Below are 20,368 nucleotides of genomic sequence, written 5' to 3'. Positions count from 1 at the left end.
CTCTTGTATATTAGCCTAATATGAATACAGTATTACCGATTCAAACCGTAAAATCTCCAATGCTAACGGCACTAGAAACTTATCCGGCTATCATATTGTCTGCTCCGCCCGGAGCAGGCAAATCAACGCAACTGCCTTTATGGCTATTAGAAGCTGATTTATTCAAACAGAAAAAAATCATTATGCTGCAACCGCGCCGCATTGCAGCTAAATCAGTGGCAAATCGGTTGGCTGGACAACTAGATGAGAACGTTGGAGAAACTGTAGGGTATCGTATGCGTAATGATACCAAGGTATCTAAACATACTCGGTTAGAAGTGGTGACCGAAGGTATACTGACTCGACTCATTCAAGCTGATAATGAACTTGCTGATGTTGGCTTGATTATTTTTGATGAGTTTCATGAACGCTCAATTCATGCTGATTTAGCCTTTGCCTTAGCATTAGATATTCAACAAGGTCTTCGTGACGATTTACAGCTGTTGTTAATGTCTGCCACGTTAGATAATGACTACCTCGCTCGATTTTTACCTGATGCTAAAGTACTTGGTTGTGAAGGCCGCAGTTTTCCAATTGAAGTGAGCTATCAAGCGCCAAATATTGAACGTAATTGGCGCCAACATGCAATAAGTGTAATACGTCAACATACTGTCAATGAAGTCGGCTCTATTTTAGTTTTCTTGCCAGGCACTGCAGATATTCGCTTTATTTACAATGCCTTAATTGAACAGCTACCTGCCGATGTCGATTTGTTTGCCTTGTATGGCGACTTAGATATTAAGCAACAACAACAAGCAATTAATCCGGCAATATCTGGGCGGCGAAAATTGGTGTTGGCAACCAATATTGCCGAAACGTCGTTAACCATAGATGGTATTTCAATGGTGATTGATAGCGGTTATGAAAAGGTCGCACGCTTTAATCATGACAGTTTAATTAATGAATTAACGATGCAAAAAATTAGCAAAGCATCGGCAATACAGCGAGCGGGCCGAGCGGGTCGTGTACAAGCGGGCAAATGTATACGACTATATGCAAATGATGATTTTCAACGCCGATCTGAACACGCAGCCAGTGAGATAAGCCAAGCGGATTTATTACCATTAACCATAGATGTGGCGAATTGGGGGGTAAGTCAATTTAAACAATTGAGCTTTCTTGAATTGCCGGTTAATTCGCGAGAGCAACAAAACTGGCAATCGTTGCAAGCGCTGGACATCGTCGATAGCAAAAATAGGTTAACGAAACATGGGCAATTGGTGGCGAATTTTCCTTGCCACCCAAGGTTTGCCCATATGATGATTAAAGCATTAGATGTCGTTGCAGATAATACTCACGCTAAGCACTGCTTATCGCTGGCGTGTATATTGGCAGCGATGCTTGAAGAGCGTGATATTTTCAACCGCGACAGAGCTAATGAACACTGTGATATTCAAGCTCGCTTATATCAACTTTCTAATAGCAGCAAAAATAAGCCGACAGGCATTGAATATCGCATTATTAAACAAGCACAAAGCCTGGCTAAAAAGTTGAACAATATTAGCGCAACTAAGTTTTCATTGAGTGTAAATGAGAACGACTGGCCCATGGAGTTCTGTGGATTATTACTCGCGTTTGCCTATCCTGAGCGAATAGCGATGGCTCGAAAATCCTTAGGCAGTTATTTGTGTGCTAATGGCAAAGGCGCTGAGTTAGCTAATAATGATAAATTAAATGGTGAACCGTACCTAGTGTGTGCCAAGCTGCATAGCTATCAACAGAAGTTACAAATCACATTAGCTTCAACAATTGAAGAACAGTATATTTATCAGTATTTTAATTCGCATATTGCTACTATTGATGTGCTGAATTATGATGATAAACAACAAAAAATTTCCAGTGAAAAACAAACCCGTCTATTTAACTTAACGCTCAAACAAGAGCGGACAAAAACGGCGATAAATAGCGAAACGTTAACTGCATTATGGTGCGACTTTATTCGTCAAAAAGGTTTGTCCGTATTAAAATTTAATAACTACACCGAAAACTTCATTACCCGCGTACGCTGGCTTAACAGCTATTGCAGTGAGCTGAATCTGCCTGACTTTTCTGAGCAAGGCTTAACAGATGCATTAGAAGCATGGCTTGCTCCTTATGTGTTTGATGTAAAGAAGTTATCGGCATTGCAAAAACTTGATTTTAAAGAAATATTGAATAATTCATTAGATTTTGAACAGCAAAATTTAGTTAAACAATGGGCACCTAAAAGCTACACTAGCCCGGTAGGCAGAGAATTCACTTATCAGTATAGTGAACAACCTCAGCCAAAGTTGGCTTTACCTATGCAACAAGTGTATGGTTTAAGTAGCTCACCCTATGTTGCTAATGGGCAAGTTGCGGTATTATTAGAATTACTCTCCCCGGCTAAAAGGCCAATACAGGTAACGCAAGACTTAGCAAGGTTTTGGCAGGGTAGCTACAAGGATGTGCAAAAAGATATGAAAGCCAACTACCCGAAACATTTTTGGCCTGACGATCCGGCTAATGCGCAAGCAACAACAAAATTGAAAAAGCATTTAACCAATAAATAATTAAGCGGCAATAATACATACCGACGATGGCAACTAGAAAAATAATAAAAAAACAAGAAAAGGGTTTTACCAAAGGTAAAGCTAAAAGCAATAAAGCTCCAAATAAAGGCTTTGCTCATTGGTGTGCGATTACATCAATTAAGCTTTCCATCATTTTCATTGTTAGCATTGGTTTATACAGTATTTATTTAGATGGTAAAGTCAGACAAACGTTTGAAGGGCAACGCTGGCAAGTTCCTGCTCAGGTGTTTGCTCGAGTCCCAACAATTTTTAATGATCAAAAAGTTAATTTTGATTTTCTTGAAGAAGAATTAAAGCACCTCAATTATAAACGCGTATCGATTGTTAAATCTCCAGGTGAATTTACCCGAAAATCAACAAAACTGATTATTTATCGACGTGAATTTGATTTTGGCTCAGGGTTAGAGCCGGCCTCATTAATTACCATAGAGAAAAAAAGTGGTGAAGTATTCCGCTTAGTTCAAGATAATCAACCTGTTCATCAAGTTAAACTTGAGCCGATTTTAATTGATCGTATTTTGTCGGCTGAAGGTGAAGATAGGGTGGTTATTCCGTTAGACCAAATCCCACAGCAAGTTATAGATACGTTATTACTGATTGAAGATAAAGATTTTTATCACCACCATGGCTTGTCTCCAACGGGGATATTACGCGCATTTTGGAAAAATTTACTCGCTGGTCAAACAGTACAAGGTGGCAGTACCTTAACTCAACAACTCGCTAAAAATATGTACTTAACTCGTCATAAAACTTTATGGCGAAAAGTGAATGAAGCAATTATGTCTATCATTCTTGAAATACGTTATTCAAAAGATCAAATTTTAGAAGCGTACTTGAATGAAGTATATTTAGGCCAGCACTATGCTAATGGTATTCACGGTGTCGGTTTAGCCTCTCAATTTTATTTTGGTAAGCCGATAAAGCAATTAGACAATGCTGAAGTTGCCCTATTAGTCGCGCAAATTAAAGGACCATCGTTTTATGATCCATGGCGCAAACCAGAGCGTGCCATCCAGCGTCGAGATCTAGTACTAAGAGTGATGTTTGAAAACCACAGTATTGATACCGAACAATACAAGCAAGCGCTATCGACGCCATTAAATATCCGACCAGATCGCCGCTTTGCCAAGCAAACCTACCCAGGTTATATGCAATTGGTACGCCGTGAATTGAAAAATATGGGTGCTAACAGTGCTATGCAATCTGGCATTCGTATTTTTACTGGTTTTGATTTACAGCGCCAAACTCATGCGGAACGTGCCGTAATTGAACAACTTACAACCCTTGAAAAAGCTAAAGACAATGATCAGCTTGAAGCATCGGTGCTGGTGAGCGACATTCGTACCGGCGAAATTCAAGCGGTAGTGGGTGGCAAAGAAGTCAAATATTCAGGCTTTAATCGTGCATTAGATGCTAAGCGCCCGATAGGCTCGTTAATTAAACCGGTAGTTTATCTAGCTGCACTTGAACGTTTTGAACAGTATAACCTGGCAACGCCATTAAAAGATGAACCTATCTCATTGAAGAGCTCAAAAGGGAAGCTATGGCAGCCGAAAAATTACGATGGTAAGTTTAGAGGGCAAGTGCCATTACTTGACGGCTTAGTAAAATCATTAAACGTACCTACAGTAAATTTAGGGCTAAAAGTTGGCGTTGATAATGTCGCTATTACGCTTGCCACACTTGGTTTTAAGGGGAAGGTGCCGAAAGTGCCTAGTATGTTACTTGGCGCAATAAACATGTCTGCCCTTGAAGTGAACCAATGGTATAACACCATTGCCAATGGCGGCTTATATAACAAGTCTTATGCCATTATAAAAGTAGTGTCTTCGCAAGGTGATGTATTGTGGAGTAAAGCGAATGTTGTTGATGTCAGGTTATCGCAACAAGGCGCTTATTTAATTGACTATGCCTTAGCCAAGGTCGCTCAAGAAGGGACCGCTAAATCATTGGCTTGGCGCTTCCCAGAACAAATTCTCGCCGGAAAAACAGGTACTAGCAATGATTCCCGTGATTCATGGTTTGTAGGTTACGATAGAGAAAGTGTTGTAACAACCTGGGTAGGCCGTGATGATAATTTACCTACCGGATTAACCGGTAGCAGTGGCGCGTTAACTGTTTTTGCTAATTATCTTAAAAAGCAAGGTAGCAATAGTCGCTTCGATTTAGTGCCGGACGGCGTAGAATTTACCACGTTTGAATTGGCAACAGGTAACGCGGTAATTGGTGATTGCGCTAATGTTGCAGATTTTCCGGCAATTAGTGATGGCGTTTTCTATTCAGATCAATGTCTAGAAAAACGTAAAGACCCACCAAATTGGTTAGAAAAACTGTTTGGATTAGATAGCGATTAGTAGGTACTGGTTCAAATTCGTTAATTAACTTACTATTTTTATTGGCTATCATTCAGCCTACGTATTTGTTCTTGATACGCTGAATGATTGTAATTGTTTGAATGATAATTCATAAAACCATGTAAGTAATCGACGTTAAATGCTTTTACATTATGCTTTTTAGCAAGCTCTGCTTGCAGTGCAGAAACATTAAAGCCAGGCTCACTTTTTGGAAATACTAATTCTATTTTAAACCGTGGTTTTACACCTGAGAAGTGCCTAATTTGCGAGCCATAATAACAAACTGCCTGTTTAACACTATTTGTTGAAACTTGTTCAGATATTTTCCAAACTATGGAAGCACCAACACTGAATCCAATTAACGTGCAGATAGACGCTTCTGTTTCAATCACATTGAGTAATTTTGCCAAATACGCATCAAGTCCGACGTTTTTGATAAAATGAGAATACGCTTCGGTTTCACTGTTAAACTCCATGTCTATACCTCCGTAAGGGTCGACAATAACGTCTGCTTTTAACTGTTCACTCAGATTAATAAGTGCCGGCGTTTTTCCGAACACATCTGAAACAATAATAATACTAATATGACACTTCCTTGAGCAGTAATTGGTGTTAGGTTTTAATGCTTATAAAAAACTTGCTAATAAAAGTAAGCCAATAATGACGGCACACAGTAGCATAGTTTTACCTAAGGCAGAGTTTGCAGATAGACTCTTCTGGTGTTGTTTTTTAAGCTGAGCCAATTGTGACTCATTCAGATGTGAGCAGTTATTACATTTCCCTAATGCTTTAGTGTAGAAAAGGCCACATCTCTTACAGCGCTTTTTCTTTGGTTGCATTGAACGCCATGCCGCACTCATTCCTAATGACATTTCAATTCCTGTTTAGTTGATTGTAAGACTTTACTATAGCTAATACTGCATTGATTCATCACTTCATAAATTACGTGTCTGATAAATCCGTTTTCAACGTTTAAATTAATCGTCTACAACCGCATCGACTTCTATTTCAATGAGCCATTCTGGATTTATAAATTGGCTAACTTCCATTACCGTATCTACCGGGCGTATGTCTTTAAAGTATTCGCCTCTAACTTCGGCAACTTCTTTCCAAATATCAATATTCGTAAGTAGCATTCGCGTTCTAACAACATCATTTAATGATGCGCCAGCTTCTTCTAACGCGGCAATAATGGTTTTAAAGCATTGTCTTGTTTGCGCTGTAGGATCATTAACGCCTACGGTATTTCCATTTTCATCAATAGGAGCCGTGCCGCCAATACAGATAAAATTACCCACTTTTACAGCTCTGGAAAAGCCCAATTTAGATGCGTAGGGGCTTGTACTTGCAATTAAAGTTCTGCTCAATTTAAATCCTTAGCTAACCTATTTTGAAAAATTTAGAGATGCATTATCTGCTATTGATGTGAAATCAACTCTAACGCATGCTCTTTGTTAAACCCTTGCTCTAAATGCCAGTCAAGAGTCATCCAAGGGTGAATATGATCCCATTTAGCAACACGAAGCAAGCCACTTTTACCTGGAGCAACGGCAAACTCTGTGTGACCTATACAGTGAAACATAGGTAACTCATTTACATGATTTAGATGCGAAATATCTTGTTGGCAAGGATCTGAAGAAGCAGATAAATACCGGTGGGTATTACCTGCTAATAAAGTCAACACGGCAAAAACAGAAAGTACTACGATTAGTTTACTATTCATTTAATTTCCAAAAATTTATGAACACATAATTTACCTAATAATCAAATGAATTTAGTAAATTTGAATGCCTTGTTAAGTATTTATACATTTATATTTTTGTTGCATAAATTGCACTGATAATTTTGCAATCTGTTCGAGTATATCAAGGTTGAGATCGGAAAGTTTATTAATGTACAAGCAGGATTTACCCAGTTTATGTTTCCCCAAATCTTGTAATAAACTTTCTAGCTTTTCAAAGCCGGGCATTATATAAACTACTAAATTTTGCTTTCTCGGTGAGAATGCGATGACTGCTGAGTCTCCTTCTCGCCCACTATCATATTTATAGTGGTAGCTGCCAAAACCAATAATACTGCCACTTAAATAAGGCTTATACCCTGACACTTTTTCCAGAATAGCTAGCAAAGCGATTGAGTCTAATTTTCGGGTTTCGTTATCAATACTCGATATAAAATCTGTAACTTCTTCCATATTACTACTCCGTTATTGCCATAATGTTCCGCGATTTAAATTCGTTTGTTACACATTTCCTGTGGCATCTATCAGAGGGCGTTTTTCTGAAATAGATATACTACTGATACGATCACGTTTTTGGTCGTTCATCCAAAATGTTTTTTAGATCCTCAGGAATTGGCATAGGCTTCAATGGGTTAACATTTGTCCCTCCAGTATTACCTAAAGGAACCCAAATCCTGGAAAACAATATGGACGCTATAATTCTTGTTATCTGACCTAAAACGTCTCTAAATTTATGCTTTTTAAAGCCAATCTTTAGCATCCACCAGTGGGATTTTGTATGAGGAATAATATAAGACTGCCCCAGAATATGAGCTCGCTCTAGGTGAACAAATGCAGAGTCAAACTCATTTTTCTCATATAGATGAGCCGCTTTATCCATTTCTAAATTAAACGCTTCTTTCAGTTGTTGTCGCATTGATATACTCATTAAAACCTACTGTTTTGACTATTAAGGGAGCCTTTTTCGCTAATTAACATGGAACTCTGTAATAAATATTATCAGCATCTATTTGAAAATTCATAGATTTATAAAGACTTCTGGCTGTAGTGTTGTTTACAGCTGTTTTTAACTCTATATCAATTGCATTTGTTTCTTTTACAATTCCCCTTGTTACTTCTCTTTATTGATTCGATTATAAAAAAATTCTTTCTCACTTTGATAGTAGTTTTTATCCTTTGGGTACTTTGCCTGCAACTGTTGTTTGATCTGATTTAATTCAGCAATCAATTCTGAGTTACCTTGCATGACTTTAACAAAATTTAAGTGTTTTTCTATATTCAAATCTCCAGACTGGAAAATATGAAAATGAACTTTTCTTTGTTTTTTCGAGAAGTACTCCCGGCCAGAAATACCGTATTCACCTTTATAATCATAGCCAAGATCAATAAGGTTCTGCTTTAAAATTGAAACCTCAGATATATCTCTTACAACCCCCAGAAGGTCAATGCAATCTTTTGCATACAGGCCCTTTATTGCTGTAGAGCCAATATGAAAAATATCAATTTTCCCTTCATAGTTAGAAATAATGGAGTCTTTTTCATGTTCAAACTCAAATTTCCATTGATTGTTATGTGGATATAAATACATAGCCTGAGTGTGCTCTAACACCTATTAAAGGGGAAAAACCAACTATTATTTGTCATTCGTTTGTACTGAACACTACAGTACCATTTATTAGTAATAGCCAAATAATTAACGAGCATAAAGCCATGAGACCATAGATTACAGAAGGCTCTAATTTAAAAAAGGACTTTTTGAGTCTTTCATTGGAAGTTCCGTGCTCATCCATATAGCGATTTGTTAAATCATAAAGTGATATATTTGAAATAATGGCACTTTTAGAATTAAAGTTCTCTCTAAGAGTTCGATATCTCAATACATACTTATACCAATATTGGTGACGCATCATTCCTTCGGTAAACCAGTAGAGTAAGGCTAACATAGTAGCAAATAGAGGGAATAATGGTTCTTTGATTGTAAATGTTGCCCCCATAGTTCCCATCCAAAGTGTAATAAACCAATTTCTATTTCTAAAAATCAAGTCATCATATTTATCCAAAGTAGACTGTATAAGTCCCATTTCTATTTTTATTATTTCTAATCTTTGATCGTCAGATAAATTCATCATAACCCTACTGAGGCATTACGCCCAATTAATTGGTTGATAATAGTTTGCGAGAATGTGAAGAGAAACTGAGCAAACTTTTTGTAGCTTAGTTGAAATTCTTATTAGATGTTTTTGACACGCTTTTCATAAACAAACCATCCGTACATACTTAATAATACCGGTGAAGCTACAACAGAAAATGTTGTTATTAATATAAGCACAAAATAAGCGTTGTCGTTAGCTGATTTTTCATGTTCTTCCAAACCTGCCATGATTTTGAAAACAACATGCTCTAAGTTAAGAGCGGTTAACCCACTTACGATAAGTGTTAATGGCAAAAGGGTGGCGACTAAAACACAAAAGCCGGACAAACCTGCAACATCTTTAAGGTATTTAAGTAGCAAAGCAACTCGCCATATAGCAACAATGGCAAGAAACCATACATTCGCGCTCTGAGCTGACTTTAACGACATAAATTGTTCAACTGGTATCGCATATAAAATAGCTGGTGGTGATGTTAAAGAAATAAAAAGAAGAACATTTTTGTAGCTCCAGTTATTAGGTTTTAGCGGAGCAATAACGACCCAAAGTATAAATGCCAAAATAAAAATATAAGCGACTGAACCCAAACCAAGATACTGCCACAACTCGGCTTTAGGGTTATCCCAATATCTTCCTATTCCACACAACCAAGTAAAGAAAATCCCAAAAGCCAAATACCAATTAAACATTGCAAAATCTAGCTTAATCGCTCTGAAGGTCAACAGTTTAACTTCATCAGACAGTATTTTTTTTAGATTATTGATGATCATAACGTCCTTTTTATCGATCTTTCTCGAAAAATGGATGATGTCCATTTTACTAATTAACAAAAATTCCAGCTTGAAAAGATGTTATGTTTGTTTATGACTACCGTCACATACCGGCTTAGTTCTTGTTGACTTACAGCCACAAAAGAACACTTTACAAGATTCTGTAGCCGTGAACTTTACAGGTGTAAATTCTGAGCCTTTATGAGAGCCATCACAAAAGGGCTGGGTGTCACTTTTTCCGCAAGAACACCAAAAATAATTCTTGCCTGATTCGACCTCTACCGCATATGGAATATCTGAAGCACGTTCTGGTTTGCTCATAATATATTCTCCGCAATTCGCCAATGAACATAACAGCTTATTATCATTTAAATCACACCAACATCTTTAAAATCAATAGGTTGTCGATATACCACTTTAAAATGTAGACCTTATGTAGTCATTCAAATCAATAAAAACATAAAATCTTTTTTTCAGTTCTGACCGTCTCATAAGTGCCAATAGCGGAAGTCGAGTTATTAAGTGCTACTCACTAATATCGACCCTGAATATGACCGAGAGCAACGAAAGCTTAGTATATATTGTTAGATTGTGTTTATTAAATCATCATTTTGTTAGATTGGATTGAGCGACCTAAATATCTTAATCTATATATGAATCATCTTCATAACCATACGTATGGAACATCTCAGTTTCCCCTATGACCTCTTCATTTCTGCAACGAGAGTATGTTTCCATATCAATTAACAGTATTGCTCGTGCCGCTTCAGCACCTGTTAATTTATTTTCTTTTATATACCTCTGAGTTTCCTTTTGATAATGTTCTCTGCAACCTTTTTTTTCACCTTTATATTGCACACATACAAATTTAGCGTGCCTAACAAATTTATCGTTTAAGTGATCGGTTCTTATATAATAGTTAAAGCCTTGAATTGATAAGTCTACTTTCTTTTTCTTAATGTTTTTTATATACGACTCGCACTTTCCTTCATTTATAGGAAACCTATTGGTTTTAGGTATTACACCTATACCTGAATACTGATAATCATTACCTTCTAAAGAGACATAACCACCTCCGTATGATAAAGGTTTAATGTATTCATGTGGTTGAGAATAATCAGTTCTTTCACTACAACTAATTAAAAATAGAGCAGTAAGAATGGTTAAAATATGTTTCATCACAAATCCTTGGACTTCATAAATTTTAGCTTGCTAGTCAAACAAAGTGTCGATTAATTGCTCTTATGAGACATTAACCTTTTCAGATAGTTAACGTCAAATTTGTGACAGATATAGTCGTTTACTACAATCTAGTTGAATGCATTTTAAGCATAAGCTTTAATTTTAAAAATGATTTATCACAACCATCTGATTCACTAAATTTATATTTGTTATCTGATACCTTGTTTAGCTTTCTGATATAGTAATCTAATAGGGGATCATATTCCCCACGGTAAAGCCAAGAATAAAACTTAGGTAATTCATAACTTAATTCTGAATCAATAGTTGAGTCAATATATACCAGTGAATGAAGTTCTAAATCTTTGATTTCAACTGCTTGTAAGTTTACTTTTATTTCCTCAATTAATGGGAGCAAGCTTTCTTTAAATTCAACTTCTTCAATTTGATATTCATCATCTAATGTTGTTCTGAAGATAATAATTAAATCGTTTATCATTCCTTGATAGTAGTCATTATCAAGACGAATAGAGGACTCTTTAGAAAGCTCATGAAGAACTTCCAGCGGTGAACCATTAGCAGTTATTGATTTTTTGCTTTGATCTTCTTTAAAGTCTAAAAACTGTTTATTAATTTCATCAAAAATCACATCTAAATACTCATATCTACTTTTAAGAAAAGAGATAAGTTCATCTGATTTTAATGAAAGTGTTAAATCTTCTTCTTCAGGACTGTTACTATATAAGCGAACATCAAGATCTGTTTTTCCAGTATTAAAACCATCAAAGGGCCAACTTGCAAAGTATCTTTGCTGGTTCGAATTATGAGGGTTTAAATTTACAGGGTGAGCACCATAGCAAGCTCTAATTTGTTTAAAATAATCGTTATCGTCATTTTCAAACAGCTTGTATTTAAAAATAGATTCATCACCTTTAAAGGGTAAATTTTTGTGGCTAATAAAAACACGGTGAAGTTGCGTGATTGATTCAGCGACAATATCAATGGCAGAAATAAATGAATACATCTGCATAACTCTAACATCAATGTTATCGCTTAATTCAGGTGCATCCTGAAGAAATCTAATTGAGACCGTTATCCAATCCATACAAGAACAAATTGGGTGCCATAAATTTTTACCGTTTTTGTTTTTATATTGTTTGCAAACAAAGCTAGAATTATCGTTAACTAACTCTCTAAATTTATTTATTTTTTCGTCGCTTACATCTATTTTCATGATCTTCCCTAATGTTATATTCAAATTACCATGTAAAAGGACATATTTAATATGTCTGTAAGATTGGTTAAATACTTAGTTATATATGTTTAAATAAGAAACTACTTATATGAGCTTGTAGGAGAGCATCAGGTTATTGAGTTTTCACGTCCGTTGTTTCGCTCATAACGGACTGTAACTGCTGCTAAAAAACTTGTGTAATTACAATAACATCATGTATTGTAGGTTTACAAATAATTAACTTACCCAGCGGCGGTTAAGAGCGAATTGCTGACGGAAGATATCTGTGACAAACGAATAGTTATAAAGGCTAATAAAAATAATTTAAAAGGAATTAGGATGTATAAACTTCTTGGTGTTTTTTTGCTAGTAATTTCAGTTAGTGCTAATGCTGGACTGTTAAAAGTAGTCATTGCGTATGGGACAGGTGATGTTCCAGTTAATAGCTCGATAGACGTTGATGCAGACTTTGTAGCGTTATCGGTTACAATTACCGCTGATGCTAAAATGCCTGCTGAAAGAGCTAAGTTAATTAACAAACTCCAAAATATAATCAATTCAAAGGCATCTCAAGCAACTAACATAGACTTTCAACAGGGCGTAATTTCACTATCTCCAAGAGAAAAATCTTCTTTTTCAATTTCAAGGTCTTACGGTCGAAATTCTGAATCTAAGTTTTATATATTAGCTAAGCTAGATGATTCAAAAGATATATACAGTGCTACCCAAGAAATTTATAACTTTATTTCTCAGATAGAAATTCCAGAAGACACTAACTTGAGACTTGGTAATACTTCTCTAGCGTTAGCCTCCCCAGAGCAATACAGAAGTCAATTGCTTAACAAAATTAAAGCTGAAATCAATTCCACTAAGGAAGTTCTGGGAACCGAATACAAAGTGTCAATTTCTGGCATAGAGAACCCTGTAATAGTTAGGCAAAAAAACGATAAACAAGTAACCGTGTTTATTGATTATCAAATTCAGCTTAACCAATAACCTAGTTATATTAGAAGCTCCTAATAGGCAGCTAATGGCACTTTTGAGACGGTCACGCCCTCACAAACAACCCTGTTATATTTTGTTTTTTCATGGTTTTTAATTGCTTTTTTTATTAATTTCATTTCTTTAGTACAGTTATTTACAGAACTCCAAGTTAGAAAAGTCAGTTCCTGTCTTTTCCATTCTCCAACTAAAGAATCGCGTGATAATCATCTGCCCTTTGTAAAGTATACCTTTAATGTTTTTAATAAAATTACCATCGTAATAACCGAGTTTGCATTCGCCTGTTTCTATATTCGATGCAAGCTCATACGCAAGCGTTAGTGGTTGGTCTTTTCTTTTAACAAAGACGCCACCCATAACATTAATATAATCATTCCATTTGCTTTCATCAGCAGCTTGTCTTGCTTTTTCTATTAATGTGTCTTTACCCATTGACTGCTTTAAACGCCTTAATTCTCTCCATACGGATACTGATGCGCCACCAATTTGTTGAAACTGACGTATACACCAACATGAGGACCAAGCATCTACTCGTTGTGCAGCAGTGATTGGGTCTTCACCATAAACACCAACGTCTAGCCCTTTTCCGTCAATGTTTTTTGATACATATTTAGCAATATAGCCAGTCGCGCTACCTTTTTTGGGGTCTATCAATTTAAAATCACATCGATTCTCTAACGCCCCTTTTTCGTCTCCATCTTCTTGCAAGCCATAATGGCTAACAACGTTTTTCACAGTTGTAATATGTTTTTCTTCAACAAAAAGTAATATGTGCCAATGTGGTGTTCCGTCATGTTGGGGTTCAGCAACCCTAAAACCGTAAGGCTTAATCTCTTGTCGATTCCATTCTGCGCGAATACGAGACCATACAGAGCATAAATATTGATTTCCCTGATAAGGGGTTAAGTTCTCATATTTCACGTTCCTCTGACCTGATTTTGCGTAGGTAGCATGATATTTTGAAGGGCAGGTAATGGTAATGAATATACCTTTATGACCATGCTCTTGAGACAGTTCTTCAAAGCCACGCATACGAACCATTAACTCAGCTTTTCGCACTTGAGGATTGGAAACGTTTAAGTCAGACAAATCCTTTAATGAATATTGTTGACCAATATCATTTATAACAAGCATTGAACTCATGATTTGTTCGTTACGGAAAAGTTGTTGTTTCCTTTTCGTTACGGTTAAATCACTGGCGTATATCTGCTTATATTTATTCACCAAAATTAACTCTATGGCGGCTTGTTCATACGCTTGGTTAAAGATTTTACGTAATCTTCGAATCCACCAATTTTTATTGCACATGCGCTTAATTGCACCTAGCTCCGTTACGCCATGACTCGTAACAGCAATAGGATCAATTCGAAAAGTTTCAATGTACTCTGTCAATACTCGGTAAGTTTCGGATGTGTCCGTTACGGAAATTTCCGTTAACGGGCTATTACTCCCCGTTACGTTAACGGGATTTCTATTAATGTGATTACTCCTTAACGGATTTGTGCCTTTCGTAACGCTATTATCAAACCCTTTAACGGATTGAGGCATTGATGCACTATAGCGAAACTTAACATTATGAAGGGTTGCTAACCTTCTGCACCTATCCGCAGACTCTTCCGCAATTTTTCTAATTTCTTCATCATCAACCGTTAATGAATAACGAAGTTTTGCAGGTAGAAAATCCACTATTCTTTTAGTGGTATTTAGAATATATAAATTTCTATCTCGTCTACTTTCTATCTTTAAAGCATTGTTAAGCACTAATCTTTTTAACTGATCCGGCAGTTTAGACAGATGATGAAAAATAAACTCTACATCAGCTCTGTCAGCAGGGCATTTATGCCACTCCGCAGTTAAAAAATCATAGTCACGAAAAACTGGTGCTCGCTTGTTTAGTTCATGATTAATCTCGCTATCTTGTGAAATCATTTACATTACCTTTAAAAAACTTTTTAGCAAACTCAGTTATAGTGAATCGCGAATATTGAACTCCAAATATGTATGTGTTTTCTTTAGTAATATAACCCTTCGCTTGCAAATCCCTAAGGTTACCCTTCTTGATGAAATTTCCATCAGGTACGGAAGGTAAGGTATGACCAAATTGACCACAAACGTCTACGCAAAAATCTAAATGATGCCCGTTCAAAAACCATTTTAAGCATGGACTAATAGAGGGAGTGATTTTCATTATGCAACCCCTTCACTGGTGGAGTAACATAAATTGTCTTCGAGGTATTTTTCTATATCTTGCGAACGATAACGGATAGCTCGTGCGCCCACTTTGATAAATGGAATTCGAGCACCAGCCCAACGGTCACGTTCTAAAAACGCTTCACTGACATTTAAAATTTCAGCGGTTTCTTTTGTATTTAATAGTTTGTTTATCATGTTATTCACTTACGCTTCACAGCGGCGGTTAAATTTAAAAGTTAATGACCATAAAGTCGCTTATTATGTTGGAGGAAATTTGAATGAATTAAAAGAGAATTAGAGGACTAGCGTCCCGTTATCCTGATAACGGACAGCTAAAAAATAGGGATTTTAAGTTCACCTTCTTTATGTTTATTGATCCATTCGGCGAATGTTTTTGCTCTTCTAGCTTCTGATCTTAATGAAGAAAGTTCAGGACAATTTTCTGAAACTAACTGGCTTTCTATAGCATTTGCAGCAGACGTAACATCTACATCGGTATGCTCTCGAATATAACGAATTAGTACGATTCCTTTAAGCTTGTCCGTTTTAGCTACTCTTTTAGCTGTTTGTAATTTACTTAAATATGAACTCGCCCAATTCTCATCGATAAGCTTGGTGAAAACCATTGCTTTTGACCCACAATCAATTGCATCTAAATGAAGTCTTTCTGCACTTTGCTTCGCTTGATGTGCAAGCGCTTTTTCTAGGTTCACTTCATTGTCAAACGAAGCACATAATTCACATAATCTATCAATTGCAGTAATAGCAAAGATGGTTGACCAACTAAGTGATAATGACTCTTTTGGACTTATGTCAAAAATGTCCATGTACTCGAACAATAGTTTGCCATGATAGTTAGGTTGATTGGTATTGGCGGCTAACAGTAGTTCTAATACCCAAAATGATTTCGTTATACTTTGGCTTAATAAATTATCATCAGATATCGTGCTATTAACGATAGCGAACAGTTTTTGAAAGTGTGATATATCAATATGGTCATTTAAATTATTAAATAGTGCACTAGAGTCGTTAATAACTTCTTTTATCAATTCTATACGTTTTTGTTTTTCTGACTGTGTTAATGCTTGTGCTAAATCAGTTAGCTCAGTTTCCATTAATATCATCCTTGTTTATTTCACATTGCACCTTAAAAAAATCCGTAATGCGTTGCATAGGAGCTCTTAACCTATCATGATTTGAAATAATATAGCCCTCAGTAACGTCTGAGCCGCTTTTATGGTTCACTAAACGCTTTATTGCATAAGATGATATATCTAATGACTCAGCAACCGTTATAAACGTTCTACGGAGATCGTGGAAGGTAAACTTAATTTTTGATTGTTCAACTAAATATTTTAGTGAATGTTCAGGGTAGGCAAAATATCCCTTCTTTCTTGATGAAAACACATAGTCATTAATTCTAAATCTATAGCGATAACTTAAAATAGCACTAAGAACATCGGTAAGTGGCAATGTTAAAGGCTCTTTATTTTTAGTATCGGGAATATGAATTGTCCCTTCTTGTAGATCGACATTATCCCACGTCAATGTAGCGGCTTCATTTTTTCTAAGTCCTGTTAATAAAATAAATAAAATATAGTCAGCCGCCACGTGATCTGATTCTGCACCTGTATTGAATTTCATATCTTGTAATGCGATATATAAAGGTTTTAGTTGATGTGGTTTTATAAGAGTTTGTCGTCTTGGCTCTTTTGCCCACGCTTTTAATTGACCTAACCTATCAATAGGGTTGTGGGGGAATAAACTATTACCTGAGTTATCTTCGTATTGCCCTTTAGCGAACTTATAAATAGCGCTTAATATTCTCATAGCAGTATTAGCATATGAAGGGCTATGAGTTGATAACAAACGATTGTGTCGAGTAACAATCATATCTTTAGTGATATCTACAATGCGTTTATTTTTCCAATCTTTGAGTTCACCATTAAAGTACATTTCGTATTGCACATAGGTTTTATCTTTTAAATTTGATTTAACTCTTCGATATTCTTGCCACACTTGCCATAAGGTAAGAGTTTCAGCTTCTTGCTGTTGCCTTTTTGCAATTGGATCTACACCTGTCGCAATTTCACCTAAATATTTAAGGGCTTCTTTACGAGCCATTTCAACGGTGATTTCAGGATATCGACCTAACGTTATTCTACGTACTTTTCGATTGATACGTTTTTCAAGAATGAAAGCCTTACTTCCGCCCGAAGTTACACGGATGGCAAAGCCTTTTAAGGTGTTATCTCGATGAAAAGCTTGTCCCGTTTCAGGAAATCCAAGCTTGTCTACAAAAGACTTAGTAATTTTACGTGTAGACACAGTGTAGTCACGCTGTTTAAAAAAGTGGTGTACTATTTAAAACGTAATAAAGGATAAAAAGCAAGTAAAATAAGGGGTTTAGGTGAAATTAAAGATTATTCAAAGTTACTAAAACAACTATAAATAAAACAGCTTATTAGAGTGATAATACCTAGACTACTACATGCAGACATTTTCAGTCTAAAAACTAATCAATCCAATATATCGTTTTCGTTGAAAAATTCAAAGAGGTAGTTTTAAGGAAGGAAAAAGGCAACCGAAGTTGTTTGGTAGATGAGAGGGTCTTAGTGGTCTAATAGCGGCAGAATATATTGCATTAACTCTTATTTGGTCAAAAAAAAGCCCGTGATAAACACGGGCTTTTTGGATTTAAATTGTCGTTAAGTTATAACTTTGCGAAACAACGTTCTGCAGCGTCAAGCGTTGCTTGTATGTCGGCATCTGAATGTGCTGTTGATAAGAAACCTGCTTCAAACGCTGAAGGTGCAAGGTAAACGCCTTCTTCTAGCATTAAATGAAAGAACTTATTGAACTTAGCGGTATCACATTTCATCACTTGTGCAAATGTGTTTACTTGTTCTTGATCGGTAAAGAAGAAACCAAACATAGCGCCAACGTAGTTTATTGCTAATGGAACATTTTGACGATCGGCAGCGGCTTTAAAACCTTCAGCAATCTGCTTTGTTTTTGCTGTTAAATCAGCGTGGTAATCTTTGCTACTTAACTCATTAAGTGCTGCAAGACCTGCGGCCATTGCAATTGGGTTGCCCGATAATGTACCCGCTTGGTAAACCGGGCCAACAGGTGCAATGAAATCCATAATTTCAGCTTTACCACCAAATGCACCAACTGGCATACCACCACCAATAACTTTACCCAGTGTGGTTAAGTCAGGCTTAACATTGTAGTGCGCTTGTGCGCCGCCAAGGGCAACACGGAAACCCGTCATTACTTCGTCGATAATAAATACTGATTTGTATTCATCACAAATACTGCGTAAGCCTTCTAGGAATCCAGCAATTGGTGGAATACAGTTCATGTTACCGGCAACTGGTTCAACAATAATACAGGCTATTTGATCGCCAAGTTCTTTGAACACGTCTTTTACTGACTGAATGTCGTTGTAGTTAACCGTTAACGTATGCTGAGCTAAATCAGCTGGAATACCAGGTGAGTTTGGTACACCTAAAGTTAATGCGCCCGAGCCTGCTTTAACCAATAAAGAGTCGGCATGGCCGTGGTAACAGCCTTCAAATTTCAAAATTTTGTCACGTCCAGTGTAACCACGAGCTAAACGAATAGCACTCATTGTTGCTTCTGTACCTGAGCTTACCATACGCAGTTTTTCCATTGATGGAACTAATTCACGTACTTTTTCTGCCATGGTAATTTCAAGTTCAGTTGGTGCACCAAAACTTAAACCTTTTTGTGCAGTAGTAATTACCGCATCTAGAATGGCCGGGTGGTTATGACCTAAGATCATAGGTCCCCAAGAACCTACATAATCGATGTACTGTTTACCATCAGCATCAAAGGTATATGCGCCTTCAGCTCGTTCAATAAATAGCGGAGTTCCACCAACGCCCGTGAAAGCACGTACTGGTGAGTTAACACCGCCTGGAATGGTTTGTTGAGCTTGTTCAAATAATTGTTGTGAATGTGACATTTGGTTGCCTTGTGATCTTTTAAATAGTTGGCTTATTTATTCGTAAACCAAGTTACTTCTTTTTCATATTGGGTAAGTTTCTCATCAACTCCAAGGGTTAAGGCAAATAATGCCATGCGTACTAAAACGCCATTTTGGGCTTGACGGAAAATTGCTAAATTGTTGTTGTCATTTAAATCTATGTCGAGTTCGTTCGCTTCAGGGCGAGCATCTCTTGGTAGCGGGTGCATTATCACCGTATGATCTTTACAGTACTGCTCATAAACACTTTTATTTAGGCTAAAGTGACCGCGGTATTGTTCGGCTTCAGCAATACTTGCAAATCGTTCTTGCTGGATACGGGTTTGATAAACCACATCGCTTTCTAAATTGCCCGCCATCGTTTCGGTAATATTTACTTTATGGCCTGCATTAGTTAATACATCTACAATGTAGGCTGGCATTTGTAATTCTTTTGGCGACAATAAGGTAATGGTTAAGTTTTTATATAAGCTTAATAATCTTGATAATGAATGTACTGTGCGTCCGTGTTTCAAGTCGCCCATTAGCACAATGTTTAAGTTATCGATGCCTTTACCAAAACGGCTCATTTCAGCCTGAATGGTGAATAAGTCTAATAGCGCTTGAGTAGGGTGTTCGTTCGCACCATCGCCACCGTTAATTACTGGTACAGTGCTGCCGGTAGAAAATTCAGCTACCGAATGCATGTCAGGGTGGCGCATGGCAATTACATCAGAATAACCGCTGATCACCCGTGCAGTATCAAATAATGACTCGCCTTTGGATAATGATGAGCTTTCTTGACCGACCGTTTCGTGAACAAAGCCGCCGAGCAATTGAAAGGCTGTGCCAAACGAAATACGAGTACGAGTACTCGGTTCAAAAAAAAGATTATTTAAAATCGCCCCTTCAAGCACATGACAACGTTTTTGTCTGCTGGCATAAGGGATCATTGCTTGCGCAACTTCAAGAATGCGAGATACCGATTCACGATCAAATTGTGATACCGATAAAATATGGCTGCCTTGAAAATTCATCATGGTTAACTGCCTGATATTATTATTAAATATATTGGTTATTTACTAGGGTAAAGCGTAAGTTGATACAGCTTAAATATTACCTAGTTCATTATGCGCGCAACTTTAACACAGAATCGCTAT

Annotated in this window: 22 protein-coding genes; 3 read left to right on the top strand and 19 right to left on the bottom strand. The window is 36.7% G+C overall.

The annotated features are described in order from the left end of the window. Nucleotides 1–20 precede the first annotated feature (20 nt). Nucleotides 21–2,570 carry an ATP-dependent helicase HrpB gene (gene hrpB, locus RI845_RS16880; RefSeq protein WP_348387345.1) on the top strand — a complete coding sequence of 850 codons (2,550 nt, stop codon included), beginning with the start codon at nt 21–23 and terminating at the stop codon, nt 2,568–2,570. 26 nt (nt 2,571–2,596) lie between these two features. Further along, nucleotides 2,597–4,945 (top strand): penicillin-binding protein 1B, encoded by a 2,349-nt coding sequence (gene mrcB / locus RI845_RS16875; protein WP_348387344.1) that lies wholly within the window; start codon nt 2,597–2,599, stop codon nt 4,943–4,945. A 38-nt stretch (nt 4,946–4,983) separates the two neighbouring features. Here mrcB and RI845_RS16870 read toward each other — a convergent pair whose 3' ends face one another. The 12 genes from RI845_RS16870 to RI845_RS16815 form a co-directional block, all read right to left on the bottom strand. Continuing rightward, a complete protein-coding gene (locus tag RI845_RS16870) occupies nt 4,984–5,505 on the bottom strand; it encodes a dienelactone hydrolase family protein (RefSeq protein ID WP_348387343.1) in 522 nt (173 codons plus the stop codon). Nucleotides 5,506–5,571: 66 nt separating this feature from the next. Further along, a complete protein-coding gene (locus tag RI845_RS16865; protein WP_348387342.1) occupies nt 5,572–5,817 on the bottom strand; it encodes a hypothetical protein in 246 nt (81 codons plus the stop codon). A gap of 105 nt (nt 5,818–5,922) precedes the next feature. Continuing rightward, complete coding sequence (locus tag RI845_RS16860) at nt 5,923–6,312, bottom strand: RidA family protein (protein WP_348387341.1); 390 nt, start codon at nt 6,310–6,312, stop codon at nt 5,923–5,925. Between the two features lie 50 nt (nt 6,313–6,362). Beyond that, nucleotides 6,363–6,668, bottom strand: a complete 306-nt coding sequence (locus RI845_RS16855) for a hypothetical protein (RefSeq protein WP_348387340.1) — start codon at nt 6,666–6,668, stop codon at nt 6,363–6,365. Between the two features lie 72 nt (nt 6,669–6,740). After that, nucleotides 6,741–7,139 (bottom strand): DUF1801 domain-containing protein, encoded by a 399-nt coding sequence (locus RI845_RS16850; protein WP_348387339.1) that lies wholly within the window; start codon nt 7,137–7,139, stop codon nt 6,741–6,743. A 112-nt stretch (nt 7,140–7,251) separates the two neighbouring features. Beyond that, nucleotides 7,252–7,614, bottom strand: a complete 363-nt coding sequence (locus RI845_RS16845; RefSeq protein WP_348387338.1) for a DUF3703 domain-containing protein — start codon at nt 7,612–7,614, stop codon at nt 7,252–7,254. A gap of 183 nt (nt 7,615–7,797) precedes the next feature. Next, entirely contained in the window at nt 7,798–8,274 is a 477-nt protein-coding gene (locus RI845_RS16840; protein WP_348387337.1) for a GrpB family protein, read from the bottom strand. Nucleotides 8,275–8,326: 52 nt separating this feature from the next. Beyond that, complete coding sequence (locus tag RI845_RS16835) at nt 8,327–8,815, bottom strand: hypothetical protein (RefSeq protein ID WP_348387336.1); 489 nt, start codon at nt 8,813–8,815, stop codon at nt 8,327–8,329. A gap of 101 nt (nt 8,816–8,916) precedes the next feature. Next, entirely contained in the window at nt 8,917–9,606 is a 690-nt protein-coding gene (locus tag RI845_RS16830; protein ID WP_348387335.1) for a hypothetical protein, read from the bottom strand. 81 nt (nt 9,607–9,687) lie between these two features. Beyond that, the gene (locus RI845_RS16825) at nt 9,688–9,927 is read right to left on the bottom strand and encodes a CDGSH iron-sulfur domain-containing protein (RefSeq protein WP_348387334.1); all 240 of its coding nucleotides are present in this window, start codon (nt 9,925–9,927) and stop codon (nt 9,688–9,690) included. Between the two features lie 321 nt (nt 9,928–10,248). Next, a complete protein-coding gene (locus RI845_RS16820) occupies nt 10,249–10,785 on the bottom strand; it encodes a hypothetical protein (protein ID WP_348387333.1) in 537 nt (178 codons plus the stop codon). A 124-nt stretch (nt 10,786–10,909) separates the two neighbouring features. After that, nucleotides 10,910–12,019, bottom strand: coding sequence for a hypothetical protein (locus RI845_RS16815; RefSeq protein WP_348387332.1), 1,110 nt, complete (start codon nt 12,017–12,019; stop codon nt 10,910–10,912). A gap of 339 nt (nt 12,020–12,358) precedes the next feature. Between RI845_RS16815 and RI845_RS16810 the strand changes: the two genes are divergently transcribed. Next, nucleotides 12,359–13,015 carry a hypothetical protein gene (locus tag RI845_RS16810; protein WP_348387331.1) on the top strand — a complete coding sequence of 219 codons (657 nt, stop codon included), beginning with the start codon at nt 12,359–12,361 and terminating at the stop codon, nt 13,013–13,015. 138 nt (nt 13,016–13,153) lie between these two features. Here the strand turns inward: RI845_RS16810 and RI845_RS16805 are convergent, their stop codons facing one another. The 7 genes from RI845_RS16805 to RI845_RS16775 all read right to left on the bottom strand — a co-directional run bounded on the left by RI845_RS16805 (nt 13,154) and on the right by RI845_RS16775 (nt 20,248). Next, nucleotides 13,154–14,950: a replication endonuclease gene (locus tag RI845_RS16805; protein WP_348387330.1), complete on the bottom strand. Its 1,797-nt coding sequence runs from the start codon at nt 14,948–14,950 to the stop codon at nt 13,154–13,156. Beyond that, the gene (locus tag RI845_RS16800; RefSeq protein ID WP_348387329.1) at nt 14,934–15,209 is read right to left on the bottom strand and encodes a hypothetical protein; all 276 of its coding nucleotides are present in this window, start codon (nt 15,207–15,209) and stop codon (nt 14,934–14,936) included. Before RI845_RS16800 ends, RI845_RS16805 begins: the two co-directional genes overlap by 17 nt. Then, nucleotides 15,209–15,409, bottom strand: coding sequence for a helix-turn-helix transcriptional regulator (locus tag RI845_RS16795; RefSeq protein WP_348387328.1), 201 nt, complete (start codon nt 15,407–15,409; stop codon nt 15,209–15,211). Before RI845_RS16795 ends, RI845_RS16800 begins: the two co-directional genes overlap by 1 nt. Before the next feature lie 137 nt (nt 15,410–15,546). Beyond that, nucleotides 15,547–16,329: a hypothetical protein gene (locus tag RI845_RS16790; protein WP_348387327.1), complete on the bottom strand. Its 783-nt coding sequence runs from the start codon at nt 16,327–16,329 to the stop codon at nt 15,547–15,549. Then, entirely contained in the window at nt 16,319–17,542 is a 1,224-nt protein-coding gene (locus tag RI845_RS16785; protein WP_348387326.1) for a tyrosine-type recombinase/integrase, read from the bottom strand. The genes RI845_RS16790 and RI845_RS16785 overlap by 11 nt, the downstream gene beginning before the upstream one ends. Nucleotides 17,543–17,927: 385 nt before the next feature. Continuing rightward, on the bottom strand, nt 17,928–19,208 hold the full coding sequence (gene hemL, locus RI845_RS16780) for a glutamate-1-semialdehyde 2,1-aminomutase (RefSeq protein WP_348387325.1): 1,281 nt from the start codon (nt 19,206–19,208) through the stop codon (nt 17,928–17,930). 32 nt (nt 19,209–19,240) lie between these two features. Continuing rightward, nucleotides 19,241–20,248 carry an aspartate carbamoyltransferase gene (locus RI845_RS16775; RefSeq protein WP_348387324.1) on the bottom strand — a complete coding sequence of 336 codons (1,008 nt, stop codon included), beginning with the start codon at nt 20,246–20,248 and terminating at the stop codon, nt 19,241–19,243. Between the last annotated feature and the right edge of the window lie 120 nt (nt 20,249–20,368).

The sequence above is a fragment of the Thalassotalea nanhaiensis genome (assembly GCF_031583575.1).
Classification (GTDB): domain Bacteria; phylum Pseudomonadota; class Gammaproteobacteria; order Enterobacterales; family Alteromonadaceae; genus Thalassotalea_A; species Thalassotalea_A nanhaiensis.
This window is presented reverse-complemented; position numbering and strand designations above follow the sequence as displayed.